17 protein-coding genes, 1 tRNA gene and 1 riboswitch are annotated in these 16,323 nt (G+C 63.1%); of the genes, 10 read left to right on the forward strand and 8 right to left on the reverse strand.

Annotation, left to right across the window (positions count from 1 at the left end):
• Nucleotides 1–33: 33 nt before the first annotated feature.
• Nucleotides 34–123 (reverse strand) — tRNA-Ser (locus tag ACNAOT_RS04250).
• 126 nt (nucleotides 124–249) lie between these two features.
• Here ACNAOT_RS04250 and ACNAOT_RS04255 point away from each other — a divergent pair.
• From ACNAOT_RS04255 to ACNAOT_RS04265, 3 genes are all read left to right on the forward strand, one after another.
• On the forward strand, nucleotides 250–1,251 hold the full coding sequence (locus ACNAOT_RS04255) for a zinc-dependent alcohol dehydrogenase (RefSeq protein ID WP_420180152.1): 1,002 nt from the start codon (nucleotides 250–252) through the stop codon (nucleotides 1,249–1,251).
• A gap of 3 nt (nucleotides 1,252–1,254) precedes the next feature.
• The gene (locus ACNAOT_RS04260) at nucleotides 1,255–1,653 is read left to right on the forward strand and encodes a 6-pyruvoyl trahydropterin synthase family protein (protein ID WP_309075179.1); all 399 of its coding nucleotides are present in this window, start codon (nucleotides 1,255–1,257) and stop codon (nucleotides 1,651–1,653) included.
• Between the two features lie 171 nt (nucleotides 1,654–1,824).
• Nucleotides 1,825–2,655, forward strand: coding sequence for a glycosyltransferase family 4 protein (locus ACNAOT_RS04265; protein ID WP_420181120.1), 831 nt, complete (start codon nucleotides 1,825–1,827; stop codon nucleotides 2,653–2,655).
• Between the two features lie 57 nt (nucleotides 2,656–2,712).
• Here ACNAOT_RS04265 and ACNAOT_RS04270 read toward each other — a convergent pair whose 3' ends face one another.
• Nucleotides 2,713–3,225 carry a nucleoside deaminase gene (locus ACNAOT_RS04270; RefSeq protein WP_420180153.1) on the reverse strand — a complete coding sequence of 171 codons (513 nt, stop codon included), beginning with the start codon at nucleotides 3,223–3,225 and terminating at the stop codon, nucleotides 2,713–2,715.
• A 22-nt stretch (nucleotides 3,226–3,247) separates the two neighbouring features.
• On the opposite strand from ACNAOT_RS04270, the gene upp reads away from it, so the two are divergent.
• Genes upp through ACNAOT_RS04290 form a run of 4 tightly spaced genes read left to right on the forward strand, consistent with a single transcriptional unit; the run spans nucleotide 3,248 to nucleotide 6,493 of the window.
• The gene (gene upp, locus ACNAOT_RS04275; protein WP_091465380.1) at nucleotides 3,248–3,883 is read left to right on the forward strand and encodes a uracil phosphoribosyltransferase; all 636 of its coding nucleotides are present in this window, start codon (nucleotides 3,248–3,250) and stop codon (nucleotides 3,881–3,883) included.
• A 45-nt stretch (nucleotides 3,884–3,928) separates the two neighbouring features.
• Nucleotides 3,929–4,306, forward strand: coding sequence for a VOC family protein (locus ACNAOT_RS04280; protein WP_026005392.1), 378 nt, complete (start codon nucleotides 3,929–3,931; stop codon nucleotides 4,304–4,306).
• Between the two features lie 45 nt (nucleotides 4,307–4,351).
• Nucleotides 4,352–5,050, forward strand: a complete 699-nt coding sequence (locus ACNAOT_RS04285; protein ID WP_420180154.1) for an HAD-IA family hydrolase — start codon at nucleotides 4,352–4,354, stop codon at nucleotides 5,048–5,050.
• Nucleotides 5,051–5,101: 51 nt separating this feature from the next.
• Nucleotides 5,102–6,493 (forward strand): pyridoxal phosphate-dependent decarboxylase family protein, encoded by a 1,392-nt coding sequence (locus ACNAOT_RS04290; RefSeq protein WP_364307887.1) that lies wholly within the window; start codon nucleotides 5,102–5,104, stop codon nucleotides 6,491–6,493.
• A gap of 113 nt (nucleotides 6,494–6,606) precedes the next feature.
• Here the strand turns inward: ACNAOT_RS04290 and ACNAOT_RS04295 are convergent, their stop codons facing one another.
• The 3 genes from ACNAOT_RS04295 to ACNAOT_RS04305 all read right to left on the reverse strand — a co-directional run bounded on the left by ACNAOT_RS04295 (nucleotide 6,607) and on the right by ACNAOT_RS04305 (nucleotide 10,007).
• Nucleotides 6,607–7,446, reverse strand: a complete 840-nt coding sequence (locus tag ACNAOT_RS04295; protein ID WP_420180155.1) for a hypothetical protein — start codon at nucleotides 7,444–7,446, stop codon at nucleotides 6,607–6,609.
• 1 nt (nucleotide 7,447) lies between these two features.
• A riboswitch (cyclic di-AMP (ydaO/yuaA leader) is annotated at nucleotides 7,448–7,635 on the reverse strand.
• Nucleotides 7,636–7,745: 110 nt separating this feature from the next.
• Nucleotides 7,746–9,245, reverse strand: coding sequence for a HAMP domain-containing sensor histidine kinase (locus ACNAOT_RS04300; protein ID WP_420180156.1), 1,500 nt, complete (start codon nucleotides 9,243–9,245; stop codon nucleotides 7,746–7,748).
• A gap of 21 nt (nucleotides 9,246–9,266) precedes the next feature.
• Nucleotides 9,267–10,007, reverse strand: coding sequence for a response regulator transcription factor (locus tag ACNAOT_RS04305; RefSeq protein WP_420180157.1), 741 nt, complete (start codon nucleotides 10,005–10,007; stop codon nucleotides 9,267–9,269).
• 675 nt (nucleotides 10,008–10,682) lie between these two features.
• Here ACNAOT_RS04305 and ACNAOT_RS04310 point away from each other — a divergent pair.
• Entirely contained in the window at nucleotides 10,683–11,549 is an 867-nt protein-coding gene (locus ACNAOT_RS04310; protein ID WP_017198144.1) for a winged helix-turn-helix domain-containing protein, read from the forward strand.
• Between the two features lie 319 nt (nucleotides 11,550–11,868).
• The gene (locus ACNAOT_RS04315) at nucleotides 11,869–12,393 is read left to right on the forward strand and encodes a SixA phosphatase family protein (RefSeq protein ID WP_091465390.1); all 525 of its coding nucleotides are present in this window, start codon (nucleotides 11,869–11,871) and stop codon (nucleotides 12,391–12,393) included.
• Here ACNAOT_RS04315 and ACNAOT_RS04320 read toward each other — a convergent pair.
• The gene (locus ACNAOT_RS04320) at nucleotides 12,390–12,692 is read right to left on the reverse strand and encodes a hypothetical protein (RefSeq protein ID WP_243836673.1); all 303 of its coding nucleotides are present in this window, start codon (nucleotides 12,690–12,692) and stop codon (nucleotides 12,390–12,392) included. The two genes, ACNAOT_RS04315 and ACNAOT_RS04320, sit on opposite strands and share 4 nt — an antisense overlap.
• 124 nt (nucleotides 12,693–12,816) lie before the next feature.
• On the reverse strand, nucleotides 12,817–13,734 hold the full coding sequence (locus ACNAOT_RS04325; RefSeq protein WP_091465391.1) for a LysR family transcriptional regulator: 918 nt from the start codon (nucleotides 13,732–13,734) through the stop codon (nucleotides 12,817–12,819).
• Between the two features lie 72 nt (nucleotides 13,735–13,806).
• Here ACNAOT_RS04325 and ACNAOT_RS04330 point away from each other — a divergent pair, with 72 nt between their 5' ends.
• A complete protein-coding gene (locus ACNAOT_RS04330; protein WP_420180158.1) occupies nucleotides 13,807–14,721 on the forward strand; it encodes an EamA family transporter in 915 nt (304 codons plus the stop codon).
• A gap of 60 nt (nucleotides 14,722–14,781) precedes the next feature.
• On the opposite strand, the gene ACNAOT_RS04335 is transcribed toward ACNAOT_RS04330, so the two are convergent.
• Nucleotides 14,782–16,260 (reverse strand): gamma-aminobutyraldehyde dehydrogenase, encoded by a 1,479-nt coding sequence (locus ACNAOT_RS04335; protein ID WP_420180159.1) that lies wholly within the window; start codon nucleotides 16,258–16,260, stop codon nucleotides 14,782–14,784.
• Between the last annotated feature and the right edge of the window lie 63 nt (nucleotides 16,261–16,323).

Below are 16,323 nucleotides of genomic sequence, written 5' to 3' on the forward strand. Positions count from 1 at the left end.
TCATAAAACAAAGGGAAGCAGGGCCTTTCTCATTGGCGGTGACGGTGGGATTTGAACCCACGTTGGCTTTTACACCAAACAACATTTCGAGTGTTGCACCTTCGGCCGCTCGGACACGTCACCAACTGAAATAGGGTACCGGAGTTGAGCCCCGTTCCCCAAAACGAGGGCGTGTGGAGCCGCGCGAGGAACAAGCAAAACACAGCCAACTTCCGTCAGCAGCCCCCCACCGATAGATTCGTAAGCACCATGACTATCTCGCATGAACAAGAACACGAAGCCCAGGCCTATTGGGTCACAGAGACGGGCGATGGCGAGCTGCGCCCAGAGGCCCTGCCGGCAAGGCAAGAAGGAGAAGCCCTGGTCAGGACCCTGTATTCGGGTGTCAGTCGCGGCACTGAGCGTGTTGTCCACGAGGGCCGCGTTCCGGAGCGAGTGGCTGACCTGATGCAGGCCCCGCACCAGGAAGGCGACTTCCCGGGACCCGTCAAATACGGCTACCTGAACGTCGGCATTGTTGAAGAAGGCCCGGACGAATGGCGGGGAAAAACGGTCTTCAGCCTGCACCCGCACCAGGACTACTATGTGATCTCCACCAGCCAACTCACCGCAATCCCGGAGGACGTACCAGCACGTCGGGCTGTGCTCACCGGCATCGTTGAGGTGGCCATCAATGCCCTTTGGGAAGCCGGACCAAGGCTGGGCGACCGCGTCGCCGTCGTCGGTGGCGGTTTGGTGGGTGGTGTTCTGGCGACGCTCCTGCGGAACTATCCGCTCGGTCGACTGCAACTGGTTGACGCGGATCCGGAGAAGCGAAACCTCGCCGAAAAGCTCAGCATCGAATTCGCCGAGCCCGAGGAAGCGAAGGACGACAATGACATCGTCTTCCACTGCTCCGCCTCCAATGAGGGCCTCAAGTTGAGCCTCCAGCTGGCCGGCGACGACTCCGATGTCATTGAACTTTCCTGGTTTGCCGACAAAGAAGTCACCCTGCCACTCGGCGAGGACTTCCATGCCCGCAGGCTGAACATCCGTTCCAGCCAAGTGGGTGCTGTCGCCCTGCCCAGACGGCACCGGCGAACCAACGCCCAGCGCTTGGAACGGGCGGCACTCGAATTAAGGGATCCGCTGTTCGACACGTTCCTGACCAGCGAATGCCTGTTCAGGAACCTGCCCACCACACTCACAAAATTGTTCGAACGGCCCGGCGGTTTCTGCCATGTGGTCGCGTACCCCAACCCGGAGGATTAATTCATGTTCAGCCTGACCGTCCGACGCCACTTCATGGTCGCCCACAGCCTTCCCCGCGAAGCGTTTGGGCCAGCCCAGGGCCTCCACGGTGCCACGTTCGTTGCTGAAGTCACCTTCCGGCGGCCCAACCTCAACGACGACGCAATCGTCCTGGACATAGGTGCCGCTGGCGGCATCCTTGAGGAAGTGCTCGCCGACCTGAACTACAAGAACCTCGACGAACACCCCGCTTTCAAGGGCAAGCTCTCCACCACGGAGGCTCTCGCGAAGCACATCGCCGATGCCATGGCCGCCCAAATCCAGGACACGGCGGACGGTCCGGCCCTCACTGGCATTGACGTCGTCCTCCGCGAGAACCCTGACGCCTGGGCGGGTTACTCGCTGGAGCTTCCGGTCAAGTAAGTGCACATCCGCTTCCTGGTCCCTGGGAACGTCCGGCACGGTTCCGGCGGCAACAAGTACAACGCCAAGCTCGCGGAGCATTTGAGTGCCCTCGGCGTGAACGTTGAGACAGTGACGGTCGACGGCGACTGGCCCGTTGGGAGCCCGGCGGACCGGCAGCGGTTCGCTGACATGCTCGACGGCGGCACAACAGTGATTGCCGACGGCTTGGTAGCGAGTGGGGCGCCGGACGAGATCGCCGCCGCGGCCAATGTCGGGACGAAGGTCTGGATTCTGTCGCACATGGCGTTGGCGGACCACCATGACCTTGAGGCGAAGGCGCTGGCTGCAGCAACCGGGATCATTTGTCCGAGCGCCCACGCCGCCGGGGAACTGCGAGCCAGGCATGGGACGCCGTACATCGTCGTCGCTACGCCCGGTGCTGAGCGGGCAAACCCCGCAGAAGGATCCGAACCACAGCACATCGTGGCGGTTGCCGCGTTGCTGCCCAACAAGTGCCAAACACTCCTGGTAGAGGCGCTCAGCCGGTTACAGGATCTCGCTTGGACCGCAGCTCTCATAGGCTCCCACGACGCTGATCCGAGCTATGCGGCCGAGGTGAGGGCCGCCGTCGAGCGTTACGGTCTCGAAAACCGAATCAGCATCACTGGCGAGCTGACCGGCGATGCCCTCGAAGAGCAATGGCACAGGGCAGACCTGAGTGTTCTGATTTCACGCTCCGAAAGCTTCGGGATGTCCGTCACGGAATCGTTGGCTCATGGCATCCCCGTGCTTGTGCGGCAGGGGACCGGCGCAGTGGAAGCACTGGGTGGCGCAGGGGCGGGCGCGGCCCTGGATCTCAGTGAGCCTGGCACCCTCGCCAGCACCCTACGGACCTGGCTCTCCGATCACGCACTCCAAGAACGATGGCGCAGCAGAGCCCTCACGGCCCGGGAGCATCTCCAAGGCTGGGACACCACTGCCGTCGCCGTTCTGGAAGCCCTCCAAAGCCCACCGACATGACAGTAAAAGCCCATCCCGGGCACCCGGATCGGCATTAAGTGCCAACTCGCGGGGGAGTCAGGGCACGCGGTGCGTTGCGAAGAAGCCCCTCAGCAGCGCCGCACATTCCTCCTCGCGGATTCCGGCGTAGACCTCCACCCAATGGTTGAGCCTGCGCTCGCGGAGGATATCGAACACAGAACCCACCGCTCCGGCCTTCTCGTCCCACGCGCCAAACACGACGCGGGGAATACGAGCCAGGACGATGGCCCCGGCACACATGGCGCAGGGTTCAAGGGTGACCACCAAAGTGCAGTCCTCGAGCCGCCAGCCGTCACCGTCGGTGCCCGCATCGTGAGCGCGCTGACGCAGCGAAGCAGCAGCCTGACGAATAGCCACCACCTCCGCGTGGGCCGTCGGGTCTCCCAGCGCTTCCCGTTCGTTGCGTCCGGAACCCAGCACCCCGCCGTCGGGCCCCAACACCACGGCACCGATCGGTACGTCGTCAGTTTTCAGCGCCAACCGGGCCTCGTCCAGGGCAAGGCCCATCCAGGCCATGTGTTCTGCGTGATACGGCTCGGTGGCGCTCATGTCTCAATGATAGTTTTGGGGGATGCGCACACTCGTCGTGGACCACCCGCTGGTCGCTCACAAGCTCACCGTTCTGCGGGATAAGAACACCCCTTCACCGGTCTTCCGGCAGCTCACTGAAGAACTCGTCACCCTCCTGGCCTACGAAGCCACCCGCGAGGTCAAGACGCAGCCAGTCGAGATCGAGACCCCCGTGACAAAAACCGTGGGCACGGCTTTCACCAAGCCCACTCCGCTGGTAGTCCCGATTCTGCGCGCCGGCCTCGGCATGCTGGAGGGCATGACCAAGCTGGTCCCTACCGCCGAGGTGGGCTTCCTGGGCATGGCCCGTGATGAAGAAACCCTGGACATCATCACCTACGCCGAGCGGCTCCCTGAGGACCTCACCGGCCGGCAGATCTTCGTCCTGGACCCCATGCTCGCCACCGGCGGCACCCTGCGCGAGGCCATCAAGTTCCTCTTCAAGCGCGGCGCCTCGGACGTTACCTGCATCTGCCTGCTTGCTGCTCCGGAGGGGCTGTCCAAGCTGGAAGAAGAGCTCTCTGACGCCAACGTGAAAATCGTCCTGGCCTCGATTGACGAAAAGCTCAACGAAAAGTCCTACATCGTGCCAGGCCTGGGCGACGCCGGCGACCGCCTCTACGGCGTCGCAGTTTAGGGAGCCCCCTACCGGTTTCCCACGCGCCCCGTTAGCCTGTGGCGCATGGACTGGAAACTTGAACTGGTGTTTGTCCCGGTGTCCGACGTCGACCGCGCGAAGGATTTCTACGTCAACAAGGTTGGTTTCAACGCCGATTTCGATGAGCGTCCCATGGACGGCATCCGTTTCGTGCAGCTGACACCGCCGGGTTCGGCGTGTTCCATCGCCATCGGGGAGGGCCTCAGCGATGCCCCTCCCGGGACAGCGCCAAGCCTCCAAGTGGTGGTGGCGGACATCAACAAGGCGCATGAGCAGCTCAAGGCCAACGGCGTGGACGTCAGCGATATTGACGTTCAGGATTGGGGCCACTTCGTTTACTTCGCAGACCCCGACGGCAACAAGTGGGCGGTGCAGTACCTTCCGCAGCGGCCGAACGGCTAAGTCACACTTCAGCACCACCGCATGAGTGTGCGGCAGGATGGAACCATGAGCCATCCTGCCGAACCCGCCTCCCAACCATCAGTGCTGAACGTCCGCGCCGTCCTCTTCGACATGGACGGCACACTGGTGGATTCAACGGCGATCGTTGAGCAAGTCTGGCTCGAGTTCGCCGAGCGCTACGGCTTGGATTTCAACGAGATCCTGCGCACTTCCCACGGCGTCCAGGCCGGCGATACTGTTCGCCGGTATGCTCCCGCTGGCGCTGATTTCGAGGCACTGACGGCCGAGCTCGGCGAGATGGAACGCTCCCGGACCGATGGCGTCATTGCGCTTCCCGGAGCAGAAGCCCTGCTGGCGCGGCTGCCCGATGACGCCATCGCGTTGGTCACCTCCGCAGACCGGATCCTTGCCGATATCCGCATGCAGGCGGCCGGGCTCGCCATGCCGTCCACCACGGTCACTGCTGAGTCCGTCACCCGCGGTAAGCCGCACCCTGAGGGGTACCTGAAGGCGGCGGCGCTCCTGGGAGCCGACCCGGCCGACGTCGTGGTTTTCGAAGACGCCCCTGCCGGTATCGCCGCCGCGCGTGCGGCGGGGATGCGGACCGTTGTGGTGGGCAAGGCCGCTGCCAGGCACAATGCGGAGCTGGAGCCGGGCATGTGGCGGATCCCGGACTACTCGGCGGTCACCGTCACCGCAGTGAAGGACGACGACGGCGGTCACCTCCTGACGCTGACCCTTTAGCCCTTTCTGCGCGGTCTGTTCCAAGCGGTGAACCGGGCGTAGGCTGTGCCCATGTCTGCGATGCCGGAGGCGTACGGTGCTGCATTGGAGCGGGCCATGGTCCACGCCGGTGAGTGGCTTGCGTCGGTTCCCACCCGTTCTGTCCGCCCTTCATCCGACGCCGACCAGGTGGCCAAGAGCATCCTGCCGCGTCTCCCCGACGGAGCAACCGATGCCGCGGAGGTAGTGGACGAGCTCGCCGCGCTGGCTGAGCCCGGCTTGATGGCAATCCAGTCCGGACGGTTTTTCGGGTGGGTCATGGGCGGAACTTTGCCTGCCGCCATGGCTGCCGATTGGCTCGTCTCTGCCTGGGACCAAAACACCGGGCTCCGATTCGCCACTCCCGCCGCCGCTGCCATCGAGGAATCGGCCGCCGCCTGGCTTTTGGACCTCCTGCACCTGCCCGCGACTGCCGACGTCGGATTCACCACGGGTGCCACAACCGCTAACTTCGTGGGGTTGGCAGCGGGCCGCCAATACCTGATGGACGAGGCCGGATGGGACCTCGAAGCGCTCGGCCTCAGCGGCGCACCGCGCATCACAACCTTTGCCGGCCGGGAACGGCATGCCGCAGTGGATCTGGCGTTGCGATACCTCGGTTTGGGCGCCTGTGTTCCGGTAGACGCCGACGACGAGGGCCGGATCTTCCCCGACGCCCTTGCTGATGCAATGGATCAGCAACCGGGGCCATCGTTGGTCTGCCTGCAAGCCGGCAACCTCCACTCCGGGGCATTTGATCCCATGGAGGAAGCCATAGCTGTGGCACACGATCGCGGCGCGTGGGTGCACGTTGATGGTGCCTTTGGTTTGTGGGCCGCTGTGAGCCCGAAGCTGCGAGGCCGGCTGGCGGGTGTGGAAGACGCAGATTCGTGGGCAACGGATGCCCACAAGACCCTGAATGTCCCTTACGACTGTGGCCTGGCAATAGTGGCACGCCCGGAAGCCCTGAGGCGTGCCTTCAGCGTTCACACGAGTTACCTCATTGCCACTGATGCCGGGCCTGGGGATCCTTTCGAGAAAGTTCCGGAGATGTCCCGCCGCGCCCGGGGCATTCCGGTCTGGGCCGCACTCAGGCAGCTCGGCCGGGATGGCGTGATTTCCATGGTTGAGCGCCTGGCAGCAAATGCCCGTGCTTTGGCTGACGGACTGTCCTCGATCCCTGGCGTGGAGGTGCTCAACGACGTCGTGTTCACGCAGGTCTCGGTGAGTTTCGGAAGCGATGACCGTACGCACCGGATCACCCAGCGGCTCATGGCAGAGGGCGCGGTCTGGATGTCCGGTTCGTCGTGGCGTGGCCGCGAGATCTTACGGATTTCGGTGAGCAATTGGACTACGGACGCCGGGGATGTCGCCGCGTCCATCGCAGCCGTGCGGGGTGCGGTGGAGGCCGAACCGGAGGCATAGCGTTTTTCGGTACGCACCTGTGAAACGGAAAAAGCCGCGCCCGTTCCCGCCATCCGCTCCAGTGGGTACTGGTGCGAACGGCAGCAACGGGCGCGGCAATCAAGCAGTCTGGCTTAGTACCAGTTGTTGGCCAAGTGGAAGCCCAGAGCGGCGGACGGGGATCCGTAGCGCTCCTTGATGTAGTTCAGGCCCCACTTGATCTGGGTCTGGTAGTTGGTTTCCCAGTCAGGACCAACGGTAGCCATCTTGGAAGCAGGCAGGGACTGGACGATGCCGTAGGCGCCGCTGGAAGCGTTCATCGCCGTGGTCTTCCAGTTCGATTCCTTCTCCCACAGCGTGTTCAGGGCAGTCATTTCGCCCGGGCCCCAGCCGTAGTTGCCAAGGATGCTCAGTGCGTACGCCTTGGCAGCAGCGGGGTCGTCCACGGCCTTGGGGGCGGCAGCAGCAGCTGCGGCTTCCGCGGCGGCGGCGGCAGCAGCGGCGTCGGCGGCTTGCTTGGCAGCAGCGTCAGCAGCAGCCTTCTCAGCTGCGGCCTGGGCGGCAGCCTGGTCTGCGGCAGCCTTTTCGGCGGCGGCCTGGTCAGCGGCAGCCTTCTCGGCGGCAGCCTTGTCAGCAGCTGCCTTATCCGCGGCGGCCCTGTCGGCTGCACCCTTTTCGGCGGCAGCATCCAGGGAAGCGGAGATCTCGGCCGACTTGTTGGTGTTGACCTGCGCACTGGATTGGGTTCCGGCTACGCGGCTGGCCTCGGGGAGGGTCAGTGCGGCGTTGGCGGCGGTTCCGAGCGATGCAACGCCCAGTGCAGCTGCCACGACACCGGCTACGACGGACATGCGGTGGCCGGACTTACCCTGGCGGGCTGCGTTCTTGAGGACGGACTGCGACTTGGTGAGCGGTGCGTTGTGTTCGTCGCGGTGACGCGCGGAAGGGCGCGTCTGATCGTTAAATTCAGACATGTGATTACCTCTCAGCGCCTGCGGAGTTAGCTGTCGGGTTCGGATGAGGTCATCCGGCCGCGCATCATGCTGCGGCTTCACCCCAAGGGCCGGCCAAAAAGGCCTGGGCCCGGAGACTCTGGGTCCCCCGTCTCTGCCTCGGAGAAAGAACGGACTCCGGGAAGTGGCAGAGCTCGGCGCATCCCGGATGTGGGCCTGCTAGGGACGACCCACCCTTTCGACGGTACAGGAGGATTCCACAGAAGTCACATTTAGGTAACAGAGATCACGACGCCCGGTGAGTCGCCTTGCCCGATTCGTTATAGGTCTTCGATGCTCACGGCAGGGATTCGGAGGGTGAATTCCGTGCGACCCGGCTGCGAGGTCACTTCCACGCTACCGCCATGCGCTGAAACGATGGCTTCCACAATGGACAAGCCGAGTCCGGAGGTGCCCTCAGAGCCCGATCTTGCGGCATCAGCGCGGGCAAACCGGGAGAAGATCCGGCCTTGGAAGTCTTCTGGAATTCCGGGACCGTTATCCGTCACTGTCACCACGGCACTGCCGTCGGCGGAGAGCATGACGCCTGTGACCACAGTGGTGCCGGGATCCGTGTGTTTGCGGGCATTGGACAACAAATTGGCCAGCACCTGGTGAAGTTGGGTGGCATCGCCGCGCACAGTGATGGGCTCATCGGGGAGCTGGAGCTGCCAGATGTGGTCCGGTGCCATGACTTTCTCGTCACTAACCGTTTCGATCACGAGCTGTGTCAGGTCCACGTCCTCAAATTTCACGGGCTGGCCCTCATCCAGCCGAGCGAGCAGGAGAAGGTCCTCCACCAGTGTGGTCATGCGTTCGGACTGGCTTTGGACACGTGCCAGCGACTTCCGACCATCCTCGGTGAAGTGCTCCGTCATCCTTAGTAGCTCGGTGTAGCCCCGGATGGCGGTCAGGGGAGTCCGCAGTTCGTGCGAGGCATCGGCCACGAACTGGCGAACCTTGGTTTCGCTTTCCTGCCGAGCTTCCAGCGCGCTCGAAACGTTGTTCAGCATCTGGTTCAAGGCATAGCCGACGCTGCCCACTTCCGTTCCAGGGTGGGATGCCGACGGCGGTACGCGCACCGCAAGTGCCACCTCACCGGCGTCGAGAGGCAGGCGCGAAACCTTCGTGGCCACCTCGGAGAGCTGCTCAAGCGGACGCATGGTCCGGCGGATGATGACCGTTCCCACGAGCCCGATCACCACCAGCCCAGCCAGCGAGACCAGCACCATGGTCCACACCAGCGAGGCTTCGGCGCTCTGCTTGTCCTCCAGAGGCAGGCCCGTCACAATCACGTCGCCATAAGTGGTTTCGACTGCCACTAGCCGGTAATCGCCGTTGGACAGCGATCGGTCCACGGGTTGGTTGTCCGTGGGGAGCGACACCAGGACCTGCTCGTCGTCTGCTGAGAGCGAGACGCGGTGACCTTGGGCGTCGATCAAACCCGAGCTTCGCACGGTGGAGCCGTCGATCCTCGCGTTGAGCGTGCCAGCCGCCTGCCCGCGCGCCTCCAAAGGATCAGGCCTGCCGGGGGATGACGGAAAGTTCGACGGCGGCCTGCCGAAGTCATTCGCGCGGCTGGACGCCTGCTCCAACTGCCTGTCGAGCTGCCTGTTGAAGACCATGTCCATGGACGCGTAGCTGACCACCCCCACAGCAGCGCAAATGGCGATCAACAGTGCCATGGCCACCAGGACCAAGCGTGTACGCAGGTGCCAGGTGGAGGGATTGAGCCAGCTGAGCTGAGTCTGTCCGGCCGACACTCCGGACTTCCTGGCCATTCGCGAGAGGGTGCCCAAGGGCTAGTCCGCAGGCTTGATGACGTAGCCGGCACCCCGGATGGTATGGATCATCGGGGGATGGCCGGCTTCGATCTTCTTGCGCAGATAAGAGATGTAGAGCTCCACGATGTTGGCCTGGCCGCCGAAGTCGTAATCCCACACACGGTCCAGGATCTGGGCTTTGCTGACAACTCGTTTGGGGTTCTCCATGAGGTACCGCAGTAGCTCGAACTGGGTGGCGGTGAGCGGAATATCCTGGCCACCGCGGGTTACTTCCCGGGTATCTACGTTGAGCGTGAGGTCGCCGACCACCAGCTCGGCGGTGTCCATGGCAGCTACGCCCGAGCGCTGGACCAGGCGGTGGAGGCGCAGGAGGACTTCTTCCATACTGAAGGGTTTAGTGACGTAGTCGTCCCCGCCTGCTGCGAGTCCGACAATGCGGTCCTGCACGGCGTCCTTGGCGGTGAGGAACAGGGCGGGAACCTCCGGGGCGAAGGTGCGGATGCGGTTGAGGACCTCGACGCCGTCGAATCCGGGAAGCATGACATCCAGGACCAGCACGTCAGGGCGGAAGTCCTTGGCTAGCTTTACTGCTTCCGGACCATCGCCGGCGACCGCAACAGACCAGCCTGCCATACGCAGGCCCATGCTCATCAGCTCAGCGAGGCTGGGTTCGTCATCCACCACCAGGGCACGGATGGGGGAGCCGTCCGGATGGGACAGCTCGGGAAGGTTGTTGGTCGTGGAGTGCGAGGAGGCCATGGGATAACTCTCCGTTCTGCTTGTTTGCCAACGCTTTGCCCATCCTGTGAAGACGCTGTGAGATCAGACTAGCGAGGAGGGGGCTGGCGGACACGCTTCCGCGCCCAAGGTTTCCGGCGGCCCGGGTTCAGCCGCGTTCTACGGCTTGTAGCAGATTTTGTCCTGAGAATTGCTTGTGACGATCAGCTCCGATTGGACAACAAGTGTTTCAGATCGTGAGATTCCGTCGAGAGAGGGTTAGTGGAAACGGACATGCACATCATCCCCGATATGCCGAAGAATATTCAGTAGATGGCGGATATTTCCCGACCACACCGAATGAAATGGCGTTCATTTACCGGCCCTACTGAATTGTGATTTGCGACACAATAGACCTCCGTGTCTCAAAATGTGGACGGTTCGGCGCTTTGTTACTTGCGTGTTGCCTTTGTTACGTTGCACACTTCCAATGTGAACAAGAACTCAACAGCACCTGCAGCCGCAGCAACCTGGCCCAGCGCACCCGCTGGCCATGATGACCGCTGTTGTCGAATGCAAGCCTAACTTTCCACCCCAAAAAAGTTTCAGGCATTCGCCCCCTAGCCCAGCGTTGGGCGCCCATCCCCAAACTCATTGCGGGGACAACCAGCATTCGAAGCCGCGATGACGGCTATTCACTTTTGAGGTAAGCACTCCATGTCAGTTGCATCTGGATACGTCCACATCTCCGTCCGTAACGCCAACAAGGCCGCGTCAAACGCAGGGCTTCGCCCCGGCTTCGGCAACCGCCCCGGCTACTCTCCCGCTCCGCAAGGGGCAGGGCAGCAGGCTCCCGGATACGTGCCGCAGGGCTACAACCCCAACTCTTACGGCCAGCTGCGCGCTGTCCCCACAGCAGAGCCGGCGCCGATGACCGCGCCCACCCCGGTGATTGCGCAGTCGGACAAGCTCCGCCCCGTTGCCAACGACAATGTGGCCCGCGGATTCGTTCTCTACATGGGCATTGACGAAGAAACCGCAGCGGCCGCCGGTACCTCCATTGCCAAGCTTGCCCAGGAAATCCGGGCTTACGCTCAGTCCCTCGTGACCGGCGCCGAGAGCTATGCCGCCGTCGCAGTTGCCCCCGCCGGGGCACCCGGGTCCGCGCTCGACGTCGTGCGTTCCACCTTCGGCGACCCCACGGTCGCCGCCCGCCAGCGCACCGAAGCCGCCCGCCCGGCGCCCCAGCAGGAAGCCCGTCCGTCCGGCGTCCTGATCGACCTCGCCCGCCGCGAAGTGCACCTCGATGGCGAATCGCTGAACCTGACGTTCAAGGAATTCGAGCTCCTCAACTACCTGGTCGAGAACGGCACCCGCACCGTGGGCCGCGACGAACTCCTTGAGGGCCTGTGGCGCAACGCCGAAGAGGTTCCCAACGAGCGCACCATCGACGTGCACATCCGCCGCCTCCGTTCCAAGCTTGGCCGCCTCGCGAACACGGTCCGCACGGTCCGCGGCCAGGGCTACCGTTTCTACGAGCACCCCGAAGTTATCGTTTGGGCAGCACCTGAATACTCGATCTAAGTAGCACTACGCCGAAAGCGCTCGTCCTGTAAGGGCGGGCGCTTTCGTGTTCGCGGGGTGATCCAGCGGCGGACGCTTCCGCTTTAGCGGGACGATCCCTTTGCGCCTGCGCTCATTCTCCGCGCGACAACTGCGCTATCGGGATATGCCGCCTTTCGGCGTTTAGTTTCGAGGAAACCGTGTGCCGCCACCACCCACAATGGCCGCCAAATACCCTGGACACGCCCCCCGCACGGCGTGTCCAGGGTGCCGCGAATTCAAAGTTGGTGACGGCGGCCCGCAGGAAGTCGCTGTGCTCTGCGGCAGATAGGGTTGGGTTATGAGTGACCATCACATCAAACGCCTGGTGATTATGCGGCATGCCAAGGCTGATTGGCCCATGGGAGTGCCTGATCATGAGCGCCCCTTGGAGGAGCGTGGGCATCGGGAGGCCCCGTTGGCGGGGAAGTGGTTGCTCAAGCATGGTGTGGTGCCCGACTTCATCCTTTGTTCGTCAGCGTTGAGGACTCGTCAGACCTGCACTTGGGTGTGCGATGAGTTGGGGGACAAGGCGCCGACTCCCAAACTGGAGGATGGCTTGTACTCCGCCTCAGCCAACCGTATGTTGACGGTGATCAACCACGTACCCGATACCGTGACCACGTTGATGGTCATCTCGCATATGCCCGGCGTTCAGGATCTTGCCATGCACCTGGCTTCCCGCGATTCGGACCACGATGCTTACATGGATGCTGCTAACCGTTACCCAACGAGTGCGTTGACGGTAATGGAAACAGAAAAGTCGTGGGCTGAGCTCGACGGCCAGGACGCCAGGCTGACGCACTTCAAGGTGCCGCGCCCCTAGGCCAGCTGCGGCATGCACATGCAGCGGATCTCGAACACCGGCAGGCCCGCCGCTTCTTCGCCATGCCCGGTTGCGATGAGGAATTCGCCGTCGAACATGTACACCGGCAACTGCGGAGCCAGGTATTCGTTGTAGCGGCTGGGGTAGACCCATTGACCGCGGACGTCGAACGCAGGAAGCGCGTACGGATCCCGGCGGTTGTGCGCGCTCGGATAAAGGCCGTCGTCGATCATGATGTAACTGACCAAGCCATATGTGTGGTGGTGGTTCATGTCCGTGGGAAAGAGGATTGCTTCCACAGGTGGGCCCCTTCAAGAGTTTCGACGGTCGCGCGCTCCGGGCGGCGCTGGTAGGTAAGGTTAGCCTAAGCTAACACTCTTCCTGGCGTCGAATGTTCCCCTGTGTGACGTTGATCGCTCCTGGTCAGCTTCGCGGCAGCGGTAGCTCGGCCGCTATATCGCGCAGCAGGTTCACGGCAAGTCGAATGTTGGGACTGGCTGTCATCGTTTTGCGGTAGACAACACCAACGGACCGTTGTTGGACCGGACGGATCACCGGGATGGCCACGACTCCGTCAGGAAGGGGAGGTCTTCCGAGCCTCGGTACGAGTGCCACGGCCACACCTTGTTCCACCATGGCGATGTGGGTGGAGAAGTCGGGGTCGTAAATACGGATGTTGGGGACCTTGCCCAGTCCAGCGAAGATCTGCAGGAGCGCTTCGTTGCAGATGGCTCCCGCCGGGGTGCTGATCCACGTTTCGTCCAGAAGGTCTTCAGGCTCGACGGCGGTGCTCGCCGCCAGCGCGTGGGTGCTGTTGACGAGGACGTCGGCTTGGTCGATGCAGAGGTCCTCATGCACCAGGTTCTCCGGGATCACCAAAGGTACCGAATTCCAGTTATGTACCACCGCGAGTTCGGCCTCGCCAGAGGCGACTCTTTGCACCGCCTCCCGCGGATCCTCAGCCAGTACGGTGATGCCCAGAGTCGGGTGGGCAGCAGCGATGCGCCCGAGCATGGGCCCCACCAGGCCCCTGCAAGCCGTGGAAAACGCGACGAGCCTCAGGAGTCCGGAAGGCTTTGCAGGATCGGCGAGCAGGGTGGCTTGCAGTTCCTCGAGCTCACCCATGATCCGCCGGCCATAACCTGCAAGAGCCAAGCCACGCTCTGTAAGGAGCACACCACGGCCGCTGCGTTCCAGCACAGTGACGCCGGTCTGCTTCTCAAGTTTCTTGATTTGCTGCGAAATTGCCGAAGGGCTGAAGCCCATAACGTCCGATGCCGCCACCACTGAGCCGTGCTGCTCCACTGCGACCAAGGCCCTAAGCGCTGAGATGTCGATCATGAAGCAAATCTACGCTGTTCCACGTCGAATTCAACGCTGGTGCTTCAACCAAAAACGGGCCAGAGTGTACTTGTGAACCTTCGCCACTCTGCCCTTGCCCTCATGGTCGCTGTTCTTTGGGGCATTAACTTCGTCGCCATCGATCTCGGTCTCCACACGAACGGCAGGGAAGTCCCGCCCCTACTCTTCGTCGCCATGCGCTTCTTGTTGGTGGTGTTTCCCTTCATCCTGTTCATCCGCAAACCAGACGTGGGCTGGAAGGCGATTGTCGGCGTCGGGCTCTTCATGAGTGCCGGTCAATTTGGCCTCCTGTATCTGGGCATGGCGCTTGGCATGCCGGCAGGCCTGGCATCGCTGGTGCTGCAGGCACAAGTGCTGTTCACCATCTTGCTTGCGGCGAGATTCCTGGGCGAGAGGCCGAGTAGGCGCCAATTGGCGGGTGTGGCGCTGGGCATTGCTGGCTTGGCAGTGGTGGCCTTGGGGCGAAGTGCCGTGGCTCCGGTTCTGCCGCTCATGATCGTTCTTGCCGCGGCGTTATCGTGGGCGATCGGGAATGTGGTGGCCCGGCACACGAAGGCCGCTTCCGGCTTGGGGTTGGTGGTGTGGTCCGGTGCCGTGGTGCCGCTTCCGTTGGCTGGCTTATCGCTGGTAGTGGATGGGCCTGGCACCGTGTTGGCAACGCTCACGGACCTGCAGCCGGCCACCATCCTGAGTGCGATCTACACGGCCGTGTTTGCGTCCCTGATTGGATACGGCATTTGGAACCGCTTGTTATCGCTGTACCCGAGTTCCGACGTCGTGCCCTTCACGCTTTTGGTTCCCGTGGTGGGGATGACGGCCGCGTGGCTTGTCCTGAACGAGATTCCTACCCTGACCGAAATCGTGGGCGGATTGATCCTGCTCCTCGGAGTTGCCACCGCAGTGCTCGGCGCCGGAGGCAAGATCCGTCCCGAAACGCCCGTTGTGAGGCCCGCTCTGCTGCCCTAGATCGGGCGGAAGCGCGCAAAGCAGGCCCCACAACGCAGGGGCCCCAACGGCTCAAGGAAGTCAGCGCAGTTTGAAGATGGTCCGGTGCCAGTCTTTCCGGGTGACGCCTTCCAACTCGAACATCACGTGCTTCACCTGGGTGTACTCCTCAAAGGAGTAGGCGGACATGTCCTTGCCGAACCCGGACTGCTTGAAGCCGCCGTGGGGCATCTCGGAGACGATCGGAACATGGTCGTTGACCCACACGCAGCCGGCCTTGATCTCGCGGGTTGCCCGCAAGGCCCGCTGGAGGTTGTTCGTCCAGGCCGAGGCGGCCAGTCCGTAGACGGTGTCGTTGGCCAAATGGATAGCTTCGTCGTCCGTTTCGAACGGGAGGACCACCAGGACCGGGCCGAACACCTCGTCCTTCACAATTTCAGAGTCCGGTGCCGCGTCAACAACCAGCGTGGGTCGGTAGAAGGCGCCATTTTCCAGGCCCTCGTCCGTAGGGGCGTATCCGCCTGCCATCACCTTGCTGTAAGTGCGGGCGCGGTCCACCATCCCGGCTACGTGGTCGCGCTGCTTGAAGGATACGAGGGGGCCGAGATCGGCGTTGGTATCCCCGGGGATGCCCAGGACGAGCCCATCAAAGCGGGCGGCCACCTTCGCTGCGAAATCCGCATACACGCTGCGGTGCACGATTGCCCGTGTGGCAGCGGTGCAATCCTGGCCGGTGTTGATCATTGAACCGGCCACGGCCCCATGAACGGCGGCGTCCAGATTGGCGTCGTCGAACACCACGAAGGGTGCCTTGCCGCCCAATTCGAGGTGCACGCGCTTCGAGTTGACGGCCGCGGCCTCCAAAACTGTGCGGCCAACCGCGGTGGACCCCGTGAAAGAGACCATGTCCACGTCGGGGTGCCGCATGAGCGCAGCCCCAACCGTGGCGCCGTCGCCCACCACCACGTTCACCACGCCGTCGGGCAGTCCGGCGTCACTGAGCGCTTGTGCGAACATCAGCGACGTCAACGGAGTGATCTCGGCAGGCTTGAGAACGATTGTGTTGCCTGCGGCAATGGCGGGAAGGATCTTCCATGCGGCCATTTGCAGGGGGTAGTTCCAGGGCGCGATGGATCCCACCACACCGATGGATTCCCGGCGTATGGAGGAAGTGTGTTGGGGCGAATACTCGGCGGCGGCCTTGCCCTCGAGGTACCGTGCGGCACCTGCGAAGAAATCGATGTTGTCGATGGTGCCGGGGACGTCGAACTCCCGGGTCAGCCGCAGCGGTTTGCCCGTCTGGGAACTCTCAACCCGGGCGAATTCCTCCGCACGATCTTCGATGATGCGGGCGAATTTCTGCAGGATCCCGGCGCGTTCACCCGGCGCGGTGCGGGACCATGACGGGAAGGCGCTGCGGGCCGCCGCCACTGCCGACTCCAGATCCGCAAGTGAAGCGAGTCCCACCGTTTCCACTACCTCCGAGGTGGCCGGATTGATGACATCGAGGCTGCTGCCAGAGGTTCCGGGGAGCAGTTTTCCGTTGATGAACTGATGCATGAGGGTGCCGTGCTTTCCCTGCCGGGCGTCGCTGTCCGGGCAGTGCTGAATGGACGACGCCGG

Origin of the sequence: Paenarthrobacter sp. TA1.8 (assembly GCF_048595705.1) — a bacterium.
Taxonomy (GTDB): Bacteria; Actinomycetota; Actinomycetes; order Actinomycetales; family Micrococcaceae; genus Arthrobacter; species Arthrobacter nitroguajacolicus.